18 protein-coding genes, 2 tRNA genes and 1 pseudogene are annotated in these 17,891 nt (G+C 63.0%); 12 read left to right on the top strand and 9 right to left on the bottom strand.

Annotated elements, in window-relative coordinates; all coding sequences use genetic code 11:
* Positions 1-6: 6 nt before the first annotated feature.
* Positions 7-117, top strand: a pseudogene (locus GPA21_RS21365) (hypothetical protein); the annotation flags it as partial.
* A 69-nt stretch (positions 118-186) separates the two neighbouring features.
* Here GPA21_RS21365 and GPA21_RS13455 read toward each other — a convergent pair.
* Together GPA21_RS13455 and GPA21_RS13450 are read right to left on the bottom strand one after the other, a co-directional pair.
* Positions 187-621, bottom strand: coding sequence for a TA system VapC family ribonuclease toxin (locus GPA21_RS13455; protein ID WP_168988657.1), 435 nt, complete (start codon positions 619-621; stop codon positions 187-189).
* Positions 618-878, bottom strand: coding sequence for a DUF6364 family protein (locus GPA21_RS13450; protein ID WP_168988656.1), 261 nt, complete (start codon positions 876-878; stop codon positions 618-620). The genes GPA21_RS13455 and GPA21_RS13450 overlap by 4 nt, the downstream gene beginning before the upstream one ends.
* A 137-nt stretch (positions 879-1,015) precedes the next feature.
* Between GPA21_RS13450 and GPA21_RS21360 the strand changes: the two genes are divergently transcribed.
* Positions 1,016-1,444: a restriction endonuclease gene (locus GPA21_RS21360; protein ID WP_422614212.1), complete on the top strand. Its 429-nt coding sequence runs from the start codon at positions 1,016-1,018 to the stop codon at positions 1,442-1,444.
* Between the two features lie 7 nt (positions 1,445-1,451).
* Here the strand turns inward: GPA21_RS21360 and GPA21_RS13445 are convergent.
* The 3 genes from GPA21_RS13445 to cobA form a co-directional block, all read right to left on the bottom strand.
* A tRNA-Met gene (locus tag GPA21_RS13445) sits at positions 1,452-1,528 on the bottom strand.
* Between the two features lie 74 nt (positions 1,529-1,602).
* A tRNA-Thr gene (locus GPA21_RS13440) sits at positions 1,603-1,678 on the bottom strand.
* Positions 1,679-1,720: 42 nt separating this feature from the next.
* On the bottom strand, positions 1,721-2,554 hold the full coding sequence (cobA, locus tag GPA21_RS13435; protein WP_168988655.1) for a uroporphyrinogen-III C-methyltransferase: 834 nt from the start codon (positions 2,552-2,554) through the stop codon (positions 1,721-1,723).
* Between the two features lie 197 nt (positions 2,555-2,751).
* On the opposite strand from cobA, the gene GPA21_RS13430 reads away from it, so the two are divergent.
* The 7 genes from GPA21_RS13430 to GPA21_RS13400 all read left to right on the top strand — a co-directional run bounded on the left by GPA21_RS13430 (position 2,752) and on the right by GPA21_RS13400 (position 9,299).
* Positions 2,752-3,150 carry a c-type cytochrome gene (locus GPA21_RS13430; RefSeq protein ID WP_168988660.1) on the top strand — a complete coding sequence of 133 codons (399 nt, stop codon included), beginning with the start codon at positions 2,752-2,754 and terminating at the stop codon, positions 3,148-3,150.
* Between the two features lie 23 nt (positions 3,151-3,173).
* Positions 3,174-4,376, top strand: coding sequence for a cytochrome D1 domain-containing protein (locus GPA21_RS13425; protein WP_168988654.1), 1,203 nt, complete (start codon positions 3,174-3,176; stop codon positions 4,374-4,376).
* A gap of 37 nt (positions 4,377-4,413) precedes the next feature.
* Positions 4,414-5,427, top strand: coding sequence for a siroheme decarboxylase subunit beta (gene ahbB / locus GPA21_RS13420; protein ID WP_168988653.1), 1,014 nt, complete (start codon positions 4,414-4,416; stop codon positions 5,425-5,427).
* Positions 5,424-5,897 carry an Lrp/AsnC family transcriptional regulator gene (locus GPA21_RS13415; protein ID WP_168988652.1) on the top strand — a complete coding sequence of 158 codons (474 nt, stop codon included), beginning with the start codon at positions 5,424-5,426 and terminating at the stop codon, positions 5,895-5,897. The genes ahbB (GPA21_RS13420) and GPA21_RS13415 overlap by 4 nt, the downstream gene beginning before the upstream one ends.
* Positions 5,898-5,899: 2 nt before the next feature.
* A complete protein-coding gene (gene ahbB / locus GPA21_RS13410; RefSeq protein WP_246261961.1) occupies positions 5,900-6,415 on the top strand; it encodes a siroheme decarboxylase subunit beta in 516 nt (171 codons plus the stop codon).
* 86 nt (positions 6,416-6,501) lie between these two features.
* A complete protein-coding gene (nirJ, locus tag GPA21_RS13405) occupies positions 6,502-7,722 on the top strand; it encodes a heme d1 biosynthesis radical SAM protein NirJ (protein ID WP_168988650.1) in 1,221 nt (406 codons plus the stop codon).
* Between the two features lie 5 nt (positions 7,723-7,727).
* Entirely contained in the window at positions 7,728-9,299 is a 1,572-nt protein-coding gene (locus GPA21_RS13400) for a cytochrome D1 domain-containing protein (RefSeq protein ID WP_211163592.1), read from the top strand.
* Positions 9,300-9,368: 69 nt separating this feature from the next.
* On the opposite strand, the gene GPA21_RS13395 is transcribed toward GPA21_RS13400, so the two are convergent.
* From GPA21_RS13395 to GPA21_RS13380, 4 genes are all read right to left on the bottom strand, one after another.
* A complete protein-coding gene (locus tag GPA21_RS13395; protein WP_168988648.1) occupies positions 9,369-9,674 on the bottom strand; it encodes an acylphosphatase in 306 nt (101 codons plus the stop codon).
* Positions 9,667-11,379, bottom strand: a complete 1,713-nt coding sequence (locus GPA21_RS13390) for a sulfate permease (protein ID WP_168988659.1) — start codon at positions 11,377-11,379, stop codon at positions 9,667-9,669. The genes GPA21_RS13395 and GPA21_RS13390 overlap by 8 nt, the downstream gene beginning before the upstream one ends.
* A gap of 121 nt (positions 11,380-11,500) precedes the next feature.
* Entirely contained in the window at positions 11,501-13,660 is a 2,160-nt protein-coding gene (gene metG / locus GPA21_RS13385; protein ID WP_168988647.1) for a methionine--tRNA ligase, read from the bottom strand.
* A gap of 109 nt (positions 13,661-13,769) precedes the next feature.
* A complete protein-coding gene (locus GPA21_RS13380) occupies positions 13,770-14,306 on the bottom strand; it encodes an OmpA family protein (protein ID WP_168988646.1) in 537 nt (178 codons plus the stop codon).
* Positions 14,307-14,508: 202 nt separating this feature from the next.
* Between GPA21_RS13380 and apbC the strand changes: the two genes are divergently transcribed.
* From apbC to GPA21_RS13365, 3 genes are all read left to right on the top strand, one after another.
* On the top strand, positions 14,509-15,600 hold the full coding sequence (apbC, locus tag GPA21_RS13375) for an iron-sulfur cluster carrier protein ApbC (protein WP_168988645.1): 1,092 nt from the start codon (positions 14,509-14,511) through the stop codon (positions 15,598-15,600).
* Between the two features lie 162 nt (positions 15,601-15,762).
* Positions 15,763-16,329 carry a dCTP deaminase gene (gene dcd / locus GPA21_RS13370; RefSeq protein WP_168988644.1) on the top strand — a complete coding sequence of 189 codons (567 nt, stop codon included), beginning with the start codon at positions 15,763-15,765 and terminating at the stop codon, positions 16,327-16,329.
* Between the two features lie 143 nt (positions 16,330-16,472).
* A partial coding sequence (locus GPA21_RS13365; protein WP_281355949.1) for an Orn/Lys/Arg decarboxylase N-terminal domain-containing protein occupies positions 16,473-17,891 on the top strand: 1,419 nt, incomplete at its 3' end.

Raw genomic sequence — 17,891 nt, 5'->3', positions numbered from 1 at the left:
ACACCTCTGGGTACCAACAACCCGGGCTGGGAGATACTCGCCAATCGCGTTGGTCAGGAACGGCCGTACTTCGTTGTGGAAACCAAGAGCAGCCTGTTCGAAGACGGCCTGCGGGAGCGCGAGAAAGCGATAGACGGTCTTGTCGTCGAAGGCCATGGTGTTGTTCTTGTTGGGATGGTTGGCGCATCAGCCTTTGAGCACGGTCACCATGCTCGGTTTCAAGAGCCTGCGGAAACCCTTGTCGAACGTGACCAGGTGCAGGTGATGGTGCTGAGCGGCGGCGGCGATCCAGGCATCGGGAATGGCGTTGCCGTTGAGATCGAGCCGGGCGCACAAAGCCATGAAATGTGTCCATTCCCCGCCGAGAGAGACCATGCTGACCCCCGGTGCCGACAGGACTGCATCGAGAAAAGCCTGGGTGTCAGGCAGCGGCGTAGGTGGATCGAACACCTTCGGGTGCGTCGCCAGGCGCAGAAAACCGGAGGCCACCATGGGGAGAATAGCCAGGGTATGCGCGGTCTCGCTCTCGGCAATGGCCTGCTCGAGCCAGGCGAGCGCCGGCGCGTGGTGGGGGTGATCCTGCCGAGACGCGGCTAGCAGGACGTTGACATCGGGCGTCACTGCGGACCTTCCAGATCATCAAGTGCATCGAGGATGGCCTGATGGCTGCGTGCGTCGCGGATACCGGCTTGCAAGCCTCCCCGGCCGGCAAACACTGGAAGGTGCACACGGCTGCCAGACCCCTTCGGTTTAGCCGCGCTGCGCAGACGGGCGGCCAAGCCTTCTTCGATCAGCCGGGTGAGGCTGATGTGTTCGCGTGCAGCGAGTTGTTTTGCTTCTGTGAGCAGCTTGTCGTCGATGTCGAGTGTTGTACGCATGTCGGTCCTCGATTGCAGATTTCTGCATAGACTATCAGATCTTGGACCTTGCTCGACCTCCAATGTTCTAGCCCGGCGGTGTTCCGGAAAGTGGTTTAAGAGTTAAGGGTGGTGGGTCCAGCCCGATTCGTGACGCAGTGCGTCACGAATCGGGAACGTCTGATAGAGCTAGCGCATGCACCGCAGATTGGACACATCGAGGTCCGACACCTCTGGGTACCAACAACCCGGGCTGGGAGATACTCGCCAATCGCGTTGGTCAGGAACGGCCGTACTTCGTTGTGGAAACCAAGAGCAGCCTGTTCGAAGACGGCCTGCGGGAGCGCGAGAACGGCAAGATCAAGTCCGGCGCCGCCCACTTCCAGGCGCTGTCGGCCACTGAAAGCCCGGCGCGGAGCCTTTCCGGTGTATGTAAGCCTGGGTTCAGGGTGGGTTCTGGCCGACGTCTCCGTGCTTGCGGAAACCGCCTCGGTTGGCACGACTTGTGGGGTACCCCCAAATCGATTTACGCCAATTTACGCCAAACCCACAAAGCACAAAGGCTTACGCATCGCGTAAGCCTTTGATTTTATTTGGTTGCGGGGACAGGATTCGAACCTGTGACCTTCGGGTTATGAGCCCGACGAGCTACCGGACTGCTCCACCCCGCGTCTGGAGAGGGATAACTATAGCCTTGTGAGTTGCAGGCGTCAAGAAAAATTTGTGCGCTGCAAATATTTCGGGCTGGTGCCGACAGTCTGACTCGAACAGACGACCTACCGCTTACAAGGCGGTTGCTCTACCAACTGAGCTATGCCGGCGCGCGGCGGATGATAGCACAAGCCGCCGGCTCGGCATGGAGATCAGACGGTACAGGTTTCACTGGTTGTGGGCGCGGCTTTCACCGCCTCACGCTGCGGCGCGAGACGGGCGTTGAGCGTGACGACCGAGCCGACCATGATCAGCGCGGGAGACTTGATGCGAGCGGCCTTGACTGCGCCGGGCAGGTCGCCGAGCGTCGACACAAGAGTCACCTGTTCGCGAGTCGTGCCCTTGCGGATGACGGCGGCTGGCGTGTCGGCCGATAGACCGTGGGCAATCAGCTGGTCGCAAATGATCTGCAGCGCGCCGATGCCCATGTAGATCACCACGGTCTGGTGAGGCCTGGCCAATGCGGGCCAATCGAGGTCGACGCTGCCGTCCTTCAAATGACCGGTTGCGAACACTACCGCGCGGGCATGGTCGCGGTGGGTCAGCGGCATGCCGGTACAGGCGGAAATGCCGGACGCTGCGGTGATGCCCGGGACGACGTCACACTGGATGCCGGCCTGAACCAGCTCCTCGGCCTCCTCCCCGCCGCGGCCGAAGATGTAGGGGTCGCCACCCTTCAGGCGGACAACCTCGAAGCCCTCGCGGGCGAGGTTGACCAGCAGGGAGTTGATTTGATCCTGCGGCAACGCGTGGTTGCCGGCTTCCTTGCCGACGTAGATGCGTCGCGCTTTCGGATTGACCGTGGCGAGAACGGCGTCGCTCACCAGATTGTCGTAGACCAGCACATCGCATCCGGCGAGCAGCCGGGCCGCGCGAACCGTGAGCAGGTCGGGGTCGCCCGGGCCTGCACCGACAAGATGGACCTTGCCCGCCGGGGCAGGGCGGGAGCTTGATTGCGGGTTCTGACCGACTTGCTCGCGCTTCATGGGTGACTCTCCTCGTTGGCGGTTCCGTGCGCATGGGCACGGACCGCTGGCGCCTTTTGTTGGCAACACTTTATCCCTACAGCCGTCCGGGGGAATTAACCGAAATCAAGGAGTGCCTCGTGACCCGCAAACGATACTGGCTGCGCCCTGAGGCAAGTCCTGGCGACTTGTCACGGACCGGAGCAGGAGTCGAGGCAATGCGTGTAATCAGTTCAACAAACGGGTTGGTGGCGGTAGCGGCGGGACTTTTTGTCGCCTTATCGTCTAAGAGTGTACTCGCGGAAGAGGGTTTCGTGCCCACGCCGGAGCGGATCAAGGAGCTGGTGCACATGGTGCGCCAGGACTGCGGATCCTGTCATGGCCTTACGCTCAAGGGAGGGCTGGGACCCGCGCTGACGCCGGATGCGTTGCAGGACAAGCCCTACGAAGGGTTGCTCGCCACCCTCTATCGAGGGCGGCCGGGCACGCCGATGCCACCCTTCATGGGTATCCTCACCGAAGAAGAATCCAGCTGGATCGTGCGGCAGCTGATGGCCGGCTTTCCCGAAGATGGCGGTCCGCTGCCGGTGGCAGCGCCAGGCGTCCGGGTGCGTTGAACGAAGGCTCAAGGAGAATCAAGATGATTGGCTACTGCCAACGAAAGCTCTTGCGAATTGCCGGTGTTGCCTCGGCGGCACTGTTGCTTGCTGCATGCGCCACCACCGAGGCGCCCGTGGTTCGCGGTACAGGTGATCTCGGCGTGATCATCGAGCGTGCGACCGGGCAGGTGACGGTGGTCGAATCCACCGGTCGGACGGCCCTGGCCGAGGTCCCGGGGCTTGGCGATCTGTCGCATGCGTCACTGGTCTATTCGCGTGATGCGCGTTACGCCTATGTGTTTGGCCGCGATGGTGGACTCACCAAGGTGGATATCCTCGCTGGCGAGATCGTCGGGCGTGTCATCCAGGCCGGCAACGCCATCGGCGGCGCGATCTCGCAGGACGGTCGCTTCGTTGTTGCGCAGAATTACGAACCGGGGGGCATCCGCGTGTTCGACGCCGAGACCCTGGAGTTGCTTTCCGAAGTGCCTACGGTGTGGGGCGATCACGGCCAGCGGGCCAAAGTAGTGGGCTTGCGCGATCTGCCGGGCAATCGCTTCATCTACTCACTGTTCGAGGCAGGAGAGATCTGGCTGACCGATCTCTCCGATCCGACCAATCCGCAAACCCAGCGCTTTCCGGCCGGCCGTCAGCCGTACGACGCGCTGATCACCCCCGATGGCCGCTACTACATTGCCGGTCTATTCGGCGAAGATGGCATGTCGATGCTCGACCTGTGGCAGCCTGAGCTTGGCGTGCGCACCATTCTTCCTGGTTACGGCAGGGGCGAGGAGCCGTTGCCGGTGTTCAAGATGCCGCACCTGAGAGGATGGGCAATCGCGGGGGGCAAGGCTTATCTGCCGGCCATCGGCCGTCACGAGGTGCTGGTGGTCGAGCTGGGATCCTGGGAGGAGGTCGGTCGAATTCCGGTGCGCAGCCAGCCGGTGTTCGTGATGTCGCGACCCGACGGGCGAGAGGTGTGGGTCAACTTCGCTTTCCCCGACAATGGCTGGATGCAGGTCATCGACACACTCGAGAACGAGGTGGTCCACAGCTTCCAGCCCGGTCGGGCGGTACTGCACATGGAGTTTACGCCCAAGGGTGAGGAGATCTGGATCTCGGCCCGTGACGACGACAAGGTCGTGATGTACGACACACGCACCCGCGAGCGCATCGGCGAGCTGCCGGTGGTGAGTCCGAGCGGTATCTTCTTCACGCACCGCGCTCACCGGGTCGGTTTCTGACATGGGGGCGACGGCTGCACGGATTGCGCAAACGGTCATGGCTGCAGACTCGTCGGACGAGGCGCGGTTTCGCCTGCTGAACGATTTCCAGCGGAACTTCCCGCTGGTGTCACAGCCCTTCGCGCGGCTTGCAGAGCAGATCGGGCTGGATGAACAGGCCGTACTCGACACCGTCTCCATGTGGCTACGGGACGGTGTGTTGAGCCGCGTTGGTGCGGTCTTTGCACCACGTCGCATCGGTGCCAGCGCCCTGGCGGCGCTGTCTGCGCCTGAGGCGCGTCTGGAGGAGATTGCCGCGCGTGTGAATGCCGCCCCCGAGGTCAACCATAACTACCAGCGAGAGCACGCTTTCAATCTGTGGTTCGTGATTACCGCCGAATCCGGGCGTCGTCTCGCGGAGGTCGTCGAGACGCTCGAGGCGGATACCGGCTGCAAGATTATCGTGCTGCCGCTGGAGCAGGCATTTCATATCGACCTGGGTTTCGACCTCGGTGGCGACGGCGAGGTGTCTCGCAATGCGGTGGCCCAGGACGTGCTCGAACCCATGTCTGACGGCGCTTGCCTGATGCCCGAACTCGAGCGGGCGGTGATGTCGGCGCTAGAGCAGGGCTTGCCGATCGTTTCTCAGCCGTTCCGCGAGCTGGGTGAGCGGGTCGGTGTCCGCGAGGATCTGGTGCTGGACGTCATCGAACGCTGGCTGGAGGACGGCCGGATCAAGCGGCTGGGGCTCGTCGTCCGTCATCATGAACTGGGCTTCGACGCCAACGCGATGTGCGTCTGGGACGTGCCGGACGATCAGGTGTCGGAAGTCGGCAAGCGGCTCGCGCGCGAACCCGCAGTGACGCTTTGCTACCGTCGCAGCCGTGCGCGGCCACACTGGCCGTTCAACCTTTTCTGCATGATCCACGGTCGTTCGCGCGAGGCAGTGCTCGCGGAGCGCGAGGCCATTGTCAGCCGTTGTGGACTTGAAGGGTATGACCAGGCGGTGCTGTTCAGCACGCGGCGTTTCAAGCAACGCGGGTCGCGCTACTTCGGAAGGGCCGGGACATGAGGGGGGGGCGCAGCGAGCCGGTCGCGCTGGACGATTTCGACCGCGCACTCATCAATGGTTTGCAGGACGGGTTCCCGTTGTCCGAACGCCCCTTCGCCGAAGTGGCTGAGCGACTCGGCTGTACGGAAGCCAGGCTCATCGAGCGCGTGCGGACCTTGCTGGATCAGGGCGTGCTGTCGCGCTTCGGGCCCATGTTCCAGATCGAGCGCATTGGTGGCGCCTTTTGCCTTGCTGCGATCAAGGTGCCGGAGACGCGCTTCGCCGAAGTGTGCGAAATCGTCAACGGCTTTGCCGAAGTGGCCCATAACTACCGCCGTGAGCACACGCTCAACATGTGGTTCGTGCTCGCTACCGAGAAACCCGAAGGCATCGCCGAAACCGCCGCGCGCATCGAGGCCGCCACCGGTCTCACCGTGCATTGCTTTCCGAAGGAACGTGAGTTCTTCGTCGAGATGAAGCTCAAGGTATGAGCATGTCAAAGGATACTGCCGTTCCCGCTGCACTCGATCCGGTCGAGCGCCGCATCGTGCTTGCGACCCAGGGAGGGCTGCCTATCATTGCCGAACCCTGGCAGTCGGTGGCGGCCGAGGTCGGAATTCCGCTGGAGGAACTGCTCGAGCGTCTGCGCGCCATGCTTGCCCGCGGGGTAATCCGGCGCATCGGGGCAGTGCCCAACCACTATGCCATCGGCTACACCGCCAACGGCATGAGCGTGTGGGATATCGCAGACGAACATGTGGACGCCGTTGGAGAGTTCGTCGGCACGCTGGATCGGGTCACTCATTGTTACCGTCGGCCCCGCCACCTCCCGGACTGGCGCTACAACCTGTTCGCGATGGTCCATGGGCAGGATCGCGACGAGGTGCGGACGCAGATCGACACGATCGCAGCGGCGATCACACAGCGCTTCGGTGATGTCTGCCGCGCGCGGGACGTGCTGTTCTCCAGTGCGATCCTGAAGAAAACCGGGCTGCGCATCGGTCAGTGAAGACGGGCGTCCGCCAAGCGCGGGCGTTTGATCGTAGTCATTTTTATGCGTCAGCGCATGGGGTTGAATGGTCCCCGGAGGTGCACATGTTCCGAATCTCACAATTCATCCGCGAACTCGATCAACCGACGCCGGCTGGGCCGCGTCGCAACCCGCCGGGGCCGGTGGTCATCTGGAATCTGATCCGCCGCTGCAACCTGACCTGCAAGCACTGCTACTCGATCTCGGCCGACAGCGATTTTCCCGGTGAGCTCAACACCGAGCAGGTGTTCAAGGTCATGGGCGACCTCAAGGCCTTCCGCGTGCCGGTGCTCATTTTGTCCGGTGGCGAACCGCTTCTGCGACCGGACATCTTCGACATCGCACGTCGCGCCAAGGCCATGGGTTTCTACGTGGGTCTGTCGTCCAACGGTACGCTGATCGACGAGAACAACATCGATGCGATCGACGACATCGGCTTCGACTACGTCGGCGTCAGCCTGGACGGCATCGGCGCCACGCACGACAAGTTTCGCCGGCTCGAAGGCGCCTTTGATGCGTCGATGCGCGGCATCCGCTTGTGCCAGGATCGCGGCATCAAGGTCGGCGTACGCTATACGATGACCGAGGACAACGCCCACGACCTGCCGGCCCTGTTGAAGCTGGTCGAGGACGAGGGCATCGACAAGTTCTACTTCTCGCATCTCAACTACGCGGGTCGTGGCAACAAGTACCGCGCCGATGACGCCCGCCATCGCACCACGCGCGAGGCCATGGATCTGTTGTTCGACACCTGTCTCGACCTCCATCGCCGGGGCATCGAGAAGGAATTCGTCACCGGCAACAACGATGCCGACGGCGTGTACATGCTGCACTGGGTTGCCGCACGTTTTCCGGACAAGGCCGAGCACGTCCGCGCCAAGCTTCTGGCCTGGGGGGGCAACGCCAGCGGGGTGAATGTCGCGAATATCGACAACCTCGGTGTGGTGCATCCGGACACCATGTGGTGGCACGTGCCACTGGGCAACGTCAAGGAGCGCCCGTTCGGCGAGATCTGGTCGGACGTGTCCAACCCCCTGATGGCCGGACTCAAACAGCATCCGCGCACGCTGTCGGGCCGTTGTGGCGGCTGCGCCTATCTGAACATCTGCAACGGCAGCTCACGGGTGCGGGCGCAGCAGATCACCGGCGACGTCTGGGCCGAGGACCCGGCCTGTTATCTCAGCGACGACGAAATCGGCCTCGACGAGGCGAGTCGCGGCGACCGCGTCGAGCTGACAGCCTACCAGCCGCGCCGTCGTGTGCCGATCAACGTCGAACAGGGATGATGCACATGTTTCACTCGATTTCCCGCCTGACACTCGCCATCGGAAGCAGTGCGTTGCTGCTGGCCAGCGCCTCGGTTTCGGCCACTACGCCAGACGCCACCTTCACCAACTACGTTCAGCACTGTGCGACCTGTCATGGCATGGATCGCCTTGGTGGCATGGGGCCGGCGCTGCTGCCCGAAAACCTCGCGCGCCTGCGCAAGCCGGCGGCCGTCGCGGCAATTACCGATGGTCTGGTCGCTACCCAGATGCCGGCCTTCGGCGAGCTGTTGAGTGCGGACGAGATCGCCGCGATCACCGAGCTGATCTACACGCCGATCGTGCCGTCGCCCAAATGGACCGAAACCGAGATCCGCGCCTCGCGCATCGAACATGTCGATCCGAGTACCTTGTCGCCGACGCCGGTGTTCGATGCCGATCCGTGGAACGTGTTTCTCGTCGTCGAAACCGGCGACCACCATGTGTCGGTGCTGGACGGTGACAAGCTCGAGCCGATCCATCGTTTCCAGAGCCGCTTCGCGCTGCATGGCGGACCCAAGTTCGCGCAGGAGGGGCGTTACGTCTTCTTCGGCTCGCGGGACGGCTGGGTGACCAAGTTCGATCTGTGGAACCTCACCGTGGTGTCCGAGGTTCGCGCCGGCATCAACACGCGCAACGTTGCCGTGTCGCCGGACGGCAACTATGTCGCGGTGGCCAACTACCTGCCGCACACTCTGGTGCTGTTCGACGGCGACCTCAACCTGCTCAAGGTGCTCGACGTGGTCGGCAAGGACGGTGTGACCACGTCGCGGGTGTCCGCAGTGTATGAAGCGACACCGCGCAAATCTTTCGTCGCCGCGCTCAAGGATTTGCCCGAAGTGTGGGAGATCAGTTTCGATCCCGAGGCCGAGCCGATTCCGGTCGGCGTGGTCCACGACTACCGCATGCGCGAGGGTGAGTTCGTGCCCGGCTATCTCAACGTGCGACGCACCGTGGTCGAAGACGTGCTCGACGACTTCTTCTTCACCCAGGACTACTCGTTGCTGATGGGCGCCTCGCGCAACGGCACCGGGCAGGTGGTCAGCCTCGATGCCCGTCGCAAGATCGCCGACCTGCCGCTGGACGGCATGCCTCACCTCGGTTCCGGGATCACCTGGGACTGGCAGGGGCGCCGCGTGATGGCGAGCACCAATCTGCAAGCGGCTGAAGTCACGGTGATCGATATCGACAGTTTCGAGGTGGTCAGGCGCATCCCGACTCGGGGGCCGGGTTTCTTCCTGCGCAGCCATGAGAACAGCCGCTACGCCTTCGTCGATTCGATGATGAGCCCGGAGGCCAAGCACATCCTGCAGGTCATCGACAAACATACGCTGGAAGTGGTGCACGAGATCTTCGGCACTGAGGGCGAGACACTTGCGCACATCGAGTACACCCGCGACGGCCGCTTCGCGCTCGCCAGCCACTGGGAATTCGACGGCGCCATCGTGGTGCTCGATGCCGAAACGCTGGAAGAGGTCAAGCGCCTGCCGATGCGCAAGCCGGTGGGCAAGTACAACGTGTGGAACAAGGTAATGCGAGACGAGGGCACCAGCCACTGAGGCTGGCACTGGCAACCCCATCCCCCTTGCGGCCTCCCCGTTGAAGGGGGAGGAGCGATTCGCAAGCGATCAGGCGTCGGGGCGTAGCGAGAACAGGCCGGGTTCTGGCGCGTCGCCGGCACTGACGTCGACGCGCAGCACCTGCGCGGCAGGTGGCCCCTGTCGCGCCCAGTCGATGAAGGCCTCGACTGCGTCTTCCGGGCCGCTGATCAGTGCCTCGACTTCGCCGGTGTGAAGATTGCGCACCCAGCCGGAAAGTCTGAGCTTGATCGCCTCGGTCTGGGCGCTCGCACGATACCAGACACCCTGGACCTTGCCGTGGATCAGCAGGCGGCGGGTGATCGGCTCCTGCAATTCGGTTTTCTGATCAGACATAGCTCACCCCTGGGTCTTCCCGTCCCTTGAATCCCTGCGATTGCCGCAGCGCGTCCTGAAGCGACGTCGCAACCGCATTGTCGCCGATCTCCTCGAGAAATCCCGAGCGTTTGAGCAGCGATTGCGGCTGTTTTCCCAGTCCGCACAGCATCAGCCCGATGCCGCGCTTGTCGAGCTTGCGCTTCATCGTTTGAAGAATGTCCAGGCCTGTGGTGTCGATGCTGATCACCTTTTCGAGGTCGAGAATGACCACGTCCGGGCTGCCGACCTCATCGGTGAGCAGGGCGTCGAGCTTGTTGGCAGCGCCGAAGAAGAGGCTGCCGGTGAGGCGGTATGCGGTGACACGGCTGCTCCCATCGGGACGATGCAGATCCTCGAGGGCATAGTAGTGCTCGAAGCCCTTGTACTTCTCGAGTGCGATGCGCTCGATGCGGGTGAGGTCGGACATGCGGTAAATGAAGAACAGGCTGGCCATGACCATGCCGATCTCCACCGCGAGAGTGAGGTCGAACACCACCGTGATGAAGAAAGTGCCAAGCAGGATCATCTTGTAGTTGTTGGAGTAGCGACGCAGTTCGCCCAGCTTGAACGCGTGCCACTCGCCCATGTTGATGGCCACCACGACGACGATGGCAGACAGGGTAGCCAGTGGGATGTGGGCCGCGAGCGGCGCAGCGACCAGCACGATGGCGAGCAAAGTCAATGCATGCACCATGCCGGCGACCGGTGTGCGTCCGCCGGAGCGGATGTTGGTGGCGGTCCGCGCAATGGCCCCGGTCGCTGCGAAGCCGCCGAGCAGCGGCGCGGCGATGTTGGCCGCACCCTGCGCCATCAGTTCCTGGTTGGGATCGTGGCGGTCGTCGATCTGGCTGTCGGCCACGCGCGCCGAGAGCAGTGATTCGATCGCGCCGAGAATGGCGATGGTCAGTGCCGGTGCGATGAGCTTGCCGAGCAGGCCGAGCGAAACCTCCGGCAAGCCGAAGCTCGGCAGTTCCTGCGGAATGCCGCCGAAGCGGCTGCCGATGGTGTCCACCGGCAGATGGAGCATGGCATTGACTGCGGTCGCAATGACCAGCACCGCCAGCGGACCGGGGAGCCGGCTCATCCATGTGACGCGCTTTGCCGCACGGTTCCAGCCGACGAGCACCGCGAGCGATGCAGTGGCGAGCGCGACCGTGGGCAGGTGAATCGTGCCAATCGCGTGATACAGCGCCTCCATCTTGCCGAAGAATTCGCCCGGCATCTGCTCGATGTCCAGGCCGAGAAAGTCCTTGATCTGGGAAATGAAAATGACCACTGCGATGCCATTGGTGAACCCGATCACCACCGACAGCGGGATAAAACGGATCATGCTTCCCAGGCGGAAGGCCCCCATGGCCAGCAGCATCACGCCGGACATCATCGTGGCGATGAGCAGGTTTGCCACACCGTAGTCGACCACGATGACGTAGATGATCGGGATGAAGGCGCCGGTCGGCCCGCCGATCTGCACCCGCGAACCACCGAGCAAGGAAACGAGAAAGCCGGCGACGATGGCGGTCCAGATACCGGCCGACGGGCTCATGCCGCTGGCAATGGCAAAGGCCATGGCCAGCGGCAGGGCCAGCACACCGACGGTGATGCCGGCGGACAAATCCTGGGTGAAGAGCCCCCGGCTATAGCCCGGGAGCGTGTCGAGGAGTTTGGGACGGAAGCGAATCATGATGCCCTCTGACTGTGGGAGTGCGCAAAAAAGCTGAGCGAGCAGCAACGCGCCACGCCCAGGGGGCGCTTCGTTGCATGATCAGCCAGCGTCTGCGCGCAGTCAGGGGCATCCTGGAGAGGCCTTACTTAACGCGCATGCCGGGTTGCGCACCGGCATCCGGGGACAGGATGAACAGGCCAGGCGCCGTGCCGCCGTCGTCCGAGGCGGCGAGCACCATGCCCTCGCTCATCCCGAACTTCATCTTGCGCGGGGCGAGGTTGGCAACCATCACGGTGAGCCGGCCGATCAGCGTGGCCGGATCGTAGGCCGACTTGATGCCGGCAAAGACCTGCCGGGTCTTCGCGGCACCGGATTCGTCCTTCTCGCCAATGTCGAGTTGCAGGCGGATGAGCTTGTCCGCACCCTCGACATGTTCCGCATTGACGATCTTCGCGATGCGCAGCTCGACCTTGGTGAAATCGTCGATGGAGATCGTCGGCAATGCGGTCTCGGCCTGCTGGGCGGCGTGTTGCTGCTTCTCGCCGTGGCGTTGTTGCGATGAGGCCGCCTTGCCGCCTTCGGTTCCTCTGGCAGGCGCCGGGGCCAGCGATTCGCGATTGGCGTCGAGCAGGCCATCTATCTGCTTGCGCTCGACACGGGTCATCATGTGCTTGTAGGGCTTGATCTGATGACCGGTCGGCAGTGCTGCCCAAACCTCGGGCCACGCCATGGGTTCGATGGCGAGAAAATCCTCGACCTTGGCCGCCAATGCCGGCAGCACCGGCTTGAGGTAGAGCGCGAGGTCGCGGAACAGGGTCAGCGCCGTGGTGCAGGCAGTGTGCAGATGTGCCTCCTCGCCTTCCTGTTTGGCCAGTTCCCAGGGCTTGTGATCGTTGACATACTGGTTGGCGATGTCCGCGAGACGCATGATCTCGCGTAGCGCGCGGCCAAAGTCACGCTCTTCGTAGGCGCGGGCGATCAGGCCCGCACCCATCGCGGCGCTGAACTCGGCCGCCATCTCGGCATCGACGTCGCCCAGCCGGCCGTCGAAGCGCTTGACGATGAAGCCCGCGCAGCGGCTCGCGATATTCACGAACTTGCCCACCAGGTCGGAATTGACCTTGGCGATCATGTCGTCAAGGTTGAGATCGACATCCTCCATCGTGCCGTTGGATTTGCTGGCGAAGTAGTAGCGCAGCCACTCCGGGTCCAGCCCCTGGGCGAGGTAGGACTGGGCGGTGATGAAGGTGCCGCGGCTCTTGCTCATCTTGGCACCGTCCACCGTCAGGAAGCCGTTCACGCACAACTGCGTCGGCGTCCGGTAGCCGGCAAAGTGCAGCATCGCCGGCCAGAACAGCGCGTGGAAGTAGAGGATGTCCTTGCCGATGAAGTGCACCATCTCGGTGCCGGCGGCGGCAGCGCGTTCGGCATCGGTGTAGTCCTCGACGACGATGCCACTCTGCCGCTCGGCCAGGTTGCGGAAGCTCGCCAGATAGCCGATCGGCGCGTCCAGCCAGACGTAGAAATACTTACCCGGTGCGTCGGGGATCTCGAAGCCGAAGTAAGGCGCATCGCGGGAGATGTCCCAGTCCGAGAGCTTGTTTTCGCCTTCCTCGCCGAGCCATTCCTTCATCTTGTTGGCGGCTTCCTGCTGCAGGCGTCGGGTGCCCGCTGCGTTGCTGCCGCGGGTCCATTCACGCAGAAAGGCAACCGCGCGCGGGTCCGACAGACGGAAGAAGTAATGCTCGGACTCGCGCAGCATCGGTGTTGCGCCGGAGACCGCCGAGAAGGGGTTCTTCAGTTCGGTGGGGGCATAAGCCGCGCCGCACACTTCGCAGTTGTCGCCGTACTGGTCGGCCGCGCCGCATTTCGGGCATTCGCCCTTGATGAAGCGGTCCGGCAGGAACATCTGCTTGACCGGGTCGTAATACTGCTCGATGGAACGCACATCGATCAGATCGGCGCCGCGGAGCCTGGTATAGATATCCTCGGCGTAGGCCTTGTTCTCAGCGCTGTGGGTCGAGTGATAGTTGTCGAAGGCTACGCCAAAGCCGGTGAAGTCGCGCAGATGCTCGCCATGGACGCGCTCGATCAATGCCTCGGGTGTGACCCCTTCCTTCTCGGCGCGCAGCATCACCGGGGTGCCGTGGGTGTCGTCGGCGCAGACGTAATGCACGCAGTGACCGCGCATGCGCTGATAACGCACCCAGATGTCGGCCTGGATGTAGCCGACCAGATGGCCGAGGTGGATGTCGCCGTTGGCGTAGGGCAGGGCATTGCTGACCAGGATCTTGCGGGTCATGTCGGGGGCCGTCGGATTAAAAGCGGAAGTTTATCAAAGCGCGGCAAGGCTCGGGCCTGCTCTCATTCGCGCTGGCGATCCGCCGGCGCGAATGAGAGCAGGCCCTGAGTCAGTCACGCGGACGGACGACGATCTCAACGCGGCGATTGATGGCGCGGCCTTCGGGGGGCGCGTTGTCGGCGATCGGTTCGGCCTCGCCGCGACCGTCGGCGGTAAGACGCGCGAGCGAAACGCCATGGGATCGGAGTACATCCATCACCGCCTCGGCTCGGCCGATCGAAAGGCGCAGGTTGTAGAGTTCGCTGCCGATGCTGTCGGTGTGGCCGAGCACGAGCAGGTCGGTGTCGGGAAAGGTCTGCAACAGGGGGCTGATTTCTGCCAGCAAGCGGCGCAAGGGCGGGGTGGGATCGGTCTCGCCGGTGGCAAACCCCTCGGCGGCAGGCAGACGGATGAGCAGGCCGCCGTCGTCCATCGCGATGGCGTCGAACTCGGGGTGCGTGTTGATGCTGGCTTCGAGCGTTGCGCGTTCTTCCACCCAGCTCGGTTCGCTGACCGTAGCGGGCGTGGTCGCGTACTGCCCGGGCAGCGTTGCGCACGCCGAAAGTAGCGCGACCAGCGCGACCGTCACGAAGCTGTTGCGAAACATCTTCCTTCTCCTTCTCGAGACCCCGTGCTTCTGTCGAGCGCGGTGGTTTGGGAGGCGCATTCTATCAGCGCTGCGATATCCCTATTGATCTCGTGGGTGAGCTTCCGCACCAGCTTAGGTATCATCGCGGGCGAAACCCGACCAAAAGGAGGTCGCCCCAGAGGCGCGGCCCGCTACGAACATCAGTGAAGGATGACAAACCATGAGTCTCACCCCGGAGTTGGTTACTGCAGCGCTCAAGAACGTCGTCGATCCGAACACCGGCAGGGATTTCGTCTCGTCCCGCTGCATCCGGGAGCTCGCCCTCGAAGGTTCGGCGGTGCGTTTCGTCGTCGAGCTCGGCTACCCGGCGAACAGTCAGCACCAGATCGTTCGCGATCTCTGTGAGAAGGCGGTGGCTGCGATCGAAGGCGTGGCCTCGGTCAAGATCGAGGTGCGCAGCAAGATCGTCGCCCATGCGGTGCAGCAGGGCGCCAAGTTGTTGCCAGGGGTGAAGAACATCATCGCCGTCGCCTCTGGCAAGGGCGGTGTCGGCAAGAGCACGACGACGGTCAACCTCGCGCTCGCACTCGCCGCCGAAGGGGCGCGCGTCGGCATTCTCGACGCCGACATCTACGGCCCGTCGCAGCCCCAGATGCTCGGAATCGCTGGTCAGCGTCCAGAGTCGCATGACGGCAAACGCATGGAGCCGATGCAGGCCTACGGCTTGCAGGCCATGTCGATCGGTTTTCTGGTGGACGTCGAAACGCCGATGGTCTGGCGCGGACCTATGGCCACGCAGGCCTTGAATCAACTGCTCAAGGACACCAACTGGCAGGACCTCGACTATCTGCTCATCGACATGCCCCCGGGGACTGGCGATATCCAGCTCACGCTGTCGCAGAGCGTTCCGGTTACCGGTGCGGTCATCGTCACCACGCCGCAGGACATTGCGCTGCTCGATGCGCGTAAGGGCATCAAGATGTTCGAGAAGGTCGGCGTGCCCATCGTAGGTGTGGTCGAGAACATGAGCATCCACATCTGCTCGAAGTGCGGCCACGAGGAGCCGATTTTCGGCACCGGCGGCGGCGAGAAGCTCTGCAGCGACTACGGCATCCCGTTTCTCGGTGCGCTGCCGCTCGATCTGCAGATCCGCACCGAGGTGGATGACGGGCGCCCGACCGTGGTTTCGGACCCGGAGGGCCGCATCTCCGGCATCTACAAGGGTATTGCGCGGCAGGTTGCGGTGCGCATCGCCGAGAAGGCCAAGGACATGACCCACAAGTTCCCGAATATCGTGATTCAGAATACCTGAGGCCGACCAGGGCCTGGTCTCCGCGCGACGGCGAGACTGCCATGGCGAATGAGAACAGGCCCTCGCAATATCGGTCTGGTGCAAGCGCGCGACTAAGGGGTAAACTACGAAGTTTATTGTTTCGCGCCGCGGCGTGATTCCCCGCACAGGAAACCGCACTTCATGTCCATCAAGTCCGACAAATGGATCCGCCGCATGGCGGAGCAGGAAGGGATGATCGAGCCGTTCGCACCCGAGCTGGTGCGAAGCTCCGACTCTGGCCGCATCGTTTCCTACGGCACCTCGAGCTATGGCTACGACGTGCGGTGCGCGAACGAATTCAAGATTTTCACCAATATCAACTCGACGATCGTCGACCCCAAGGATTTCGATGCCCGCAACTTCGTCGATTTCGTCGGCGACGTCTGCATCATCCCGCCGAACTCCTTTGCGCTGGCGCGAACGGTCGAGTTCTTCCGCATCCCACGCAGCGTGCTCACCGTGTGCCTCGGCAAGAGCACTTACGCGCGCTGCGGCATCATCGTCAACGTCACGCCGCTCGAACCCGAGTGGGAAGGCCACGTGACGCTCGAGTTTTCCAACACTACGCCGCTGCCCGCGAAGATCTACGCCAACGAGGGCGTCGCGCAGATGCTGTTCTTCGAGTCCGACGAGGTCTGCGAGACATCCTACCGGGATCGCGGCGGCAAGTATCAGGGGCAACGTGGCGTCACCTTGCCGAAGATCTGAAATCTCGGTGAAAGACGGCTGTGTTAAACAGCGACTGACCAGGGCCGGTGACGGCCCTTAATGCTTTTCCCGGGGGCGGCCTGCGGCGGCTGACCCCAGAACGGATACTTCGTCGCCGTGATTGCGACACGCTGGAGAGGCGCATGCGTTTTCATTTCCCGATCATCATCATCGACGAGGACTTCCGTTCGGAGAACGCCTCCGGGCTGGGTATCCGCGCGCTGGCCAAGGCCATCGAGGACGAAGGCATCGATGTGCTTGGCGTCACCAGCTACGGCGACCTGACTTCCTTCGCTCAGCAGCAGAGCCGTGGCTCGGCCTTCATTCTGTCGATCGATGACGAGGAGTTCTCGTCGCAGGCGGCGACCGAAAAGGCGATCGCCGAACTGCGCGCCTTCGTCCAGGAGATCCGGCACCGAAACGCGGATATTCCGATCTTCCTCTACGGCGAGACGCGGACCAGCCGGCACATCCCGAACGATGTGCTGCGCGAGATGCACGGCTTCATCCACATGTTCGAGGACACGCCGGAGTTCGTCGCGCGTTACATCGTGCGCGAGGCGAAGAACTACCTCGAGACGCTGGCGCCGCCGTTCTTCCGTGCGCTCACGCACTATGCGGCCGACAGCTCGTATTCATGGCATTGCCCCGGTCACTCCGGAGGCGTGGCCTTTCTGAAGAGCCCGGTCGGGCAGATGTTTCACCAGTTTTTCGGCGAGAACATGCTCCGTGCCGACGTCTGCAACGCAGTCGAGGAACTCGGCCAGCTCCTAGACCATACCGGGCCGGTCGCAGCGAGCGAGCGCAACGCCGCGCGCATCTTCAACTGTGACCATCTCTACTTCGTCACCAACGGCACCTCCACCTCGAACAAGATGGTGTGGCATACCACGGTCGCACCCGGCGATATCGTCGTCGTCGATCGCAACTGCCACAAATCCATCCTCCACTCCATCATCATGACCGGTGCGGTGCCGGTGTTCCTGACGCCGACGCGCAACCATTACGGCATCATCGGGCCCATCCCGCTGGAGGAGTTTTCGCCCGAGACCATCCAGCGCAAGATCAACGCCAACCCGTTCGCCCGTGAAGCGAAGGACAAGAAGCCGCGCATCCTGACCATCACCCAATCGACCTACGATGGCGTGGTGTACAACGTCGAAACCATCAAGGAGATGCTCGACGGCGAGATCGACACCCTGCATTTCGATGAAGCCTGGTTGCCGCATGCTGCCTTCCACGACTTCTACGGCGACTACCACGCCATCGGCGCGGATCGGCCGCGCTGCAAGTCGTCGATGATGTTCTCGACACAATCGACCCACAAGCTGCTCGCCGGTCTCAGCCAGGCGTCGCAGATCCTGGTGCAGGACTCGCAGACCCGCAAGCTCGACCGCGACATCTTCAACGAAGCCTACCTGATGCACACCTCCACCTCGCCTCAGTACGCGATCATCGCGTCGTGCGACGTTGCAGCGGCAATGATGGAGCCGCCGGGCGGTCCAGCCCTGGTAGAGGAGTCGCTGCACGAGGCGGTGGAGTTCCGTCGTGCGATGCGCAAG

It is taken from the genome of Azoarcus taiwanensis (assembly GCF_012910885.1).
In the GTDB taxonomy this organism is placed as follows: Bacteria; Pseudomonadota; Gammaproteobacteria; order Burkholderiales; family Rhodocyclaceae; genus Azoarcus_F; species Azoarcus_F taiwanensis.
Note: the sequence above shows the minus strand (reverse complement) of the source record. Positions and strands in the feature narration are given on the sequence as shown.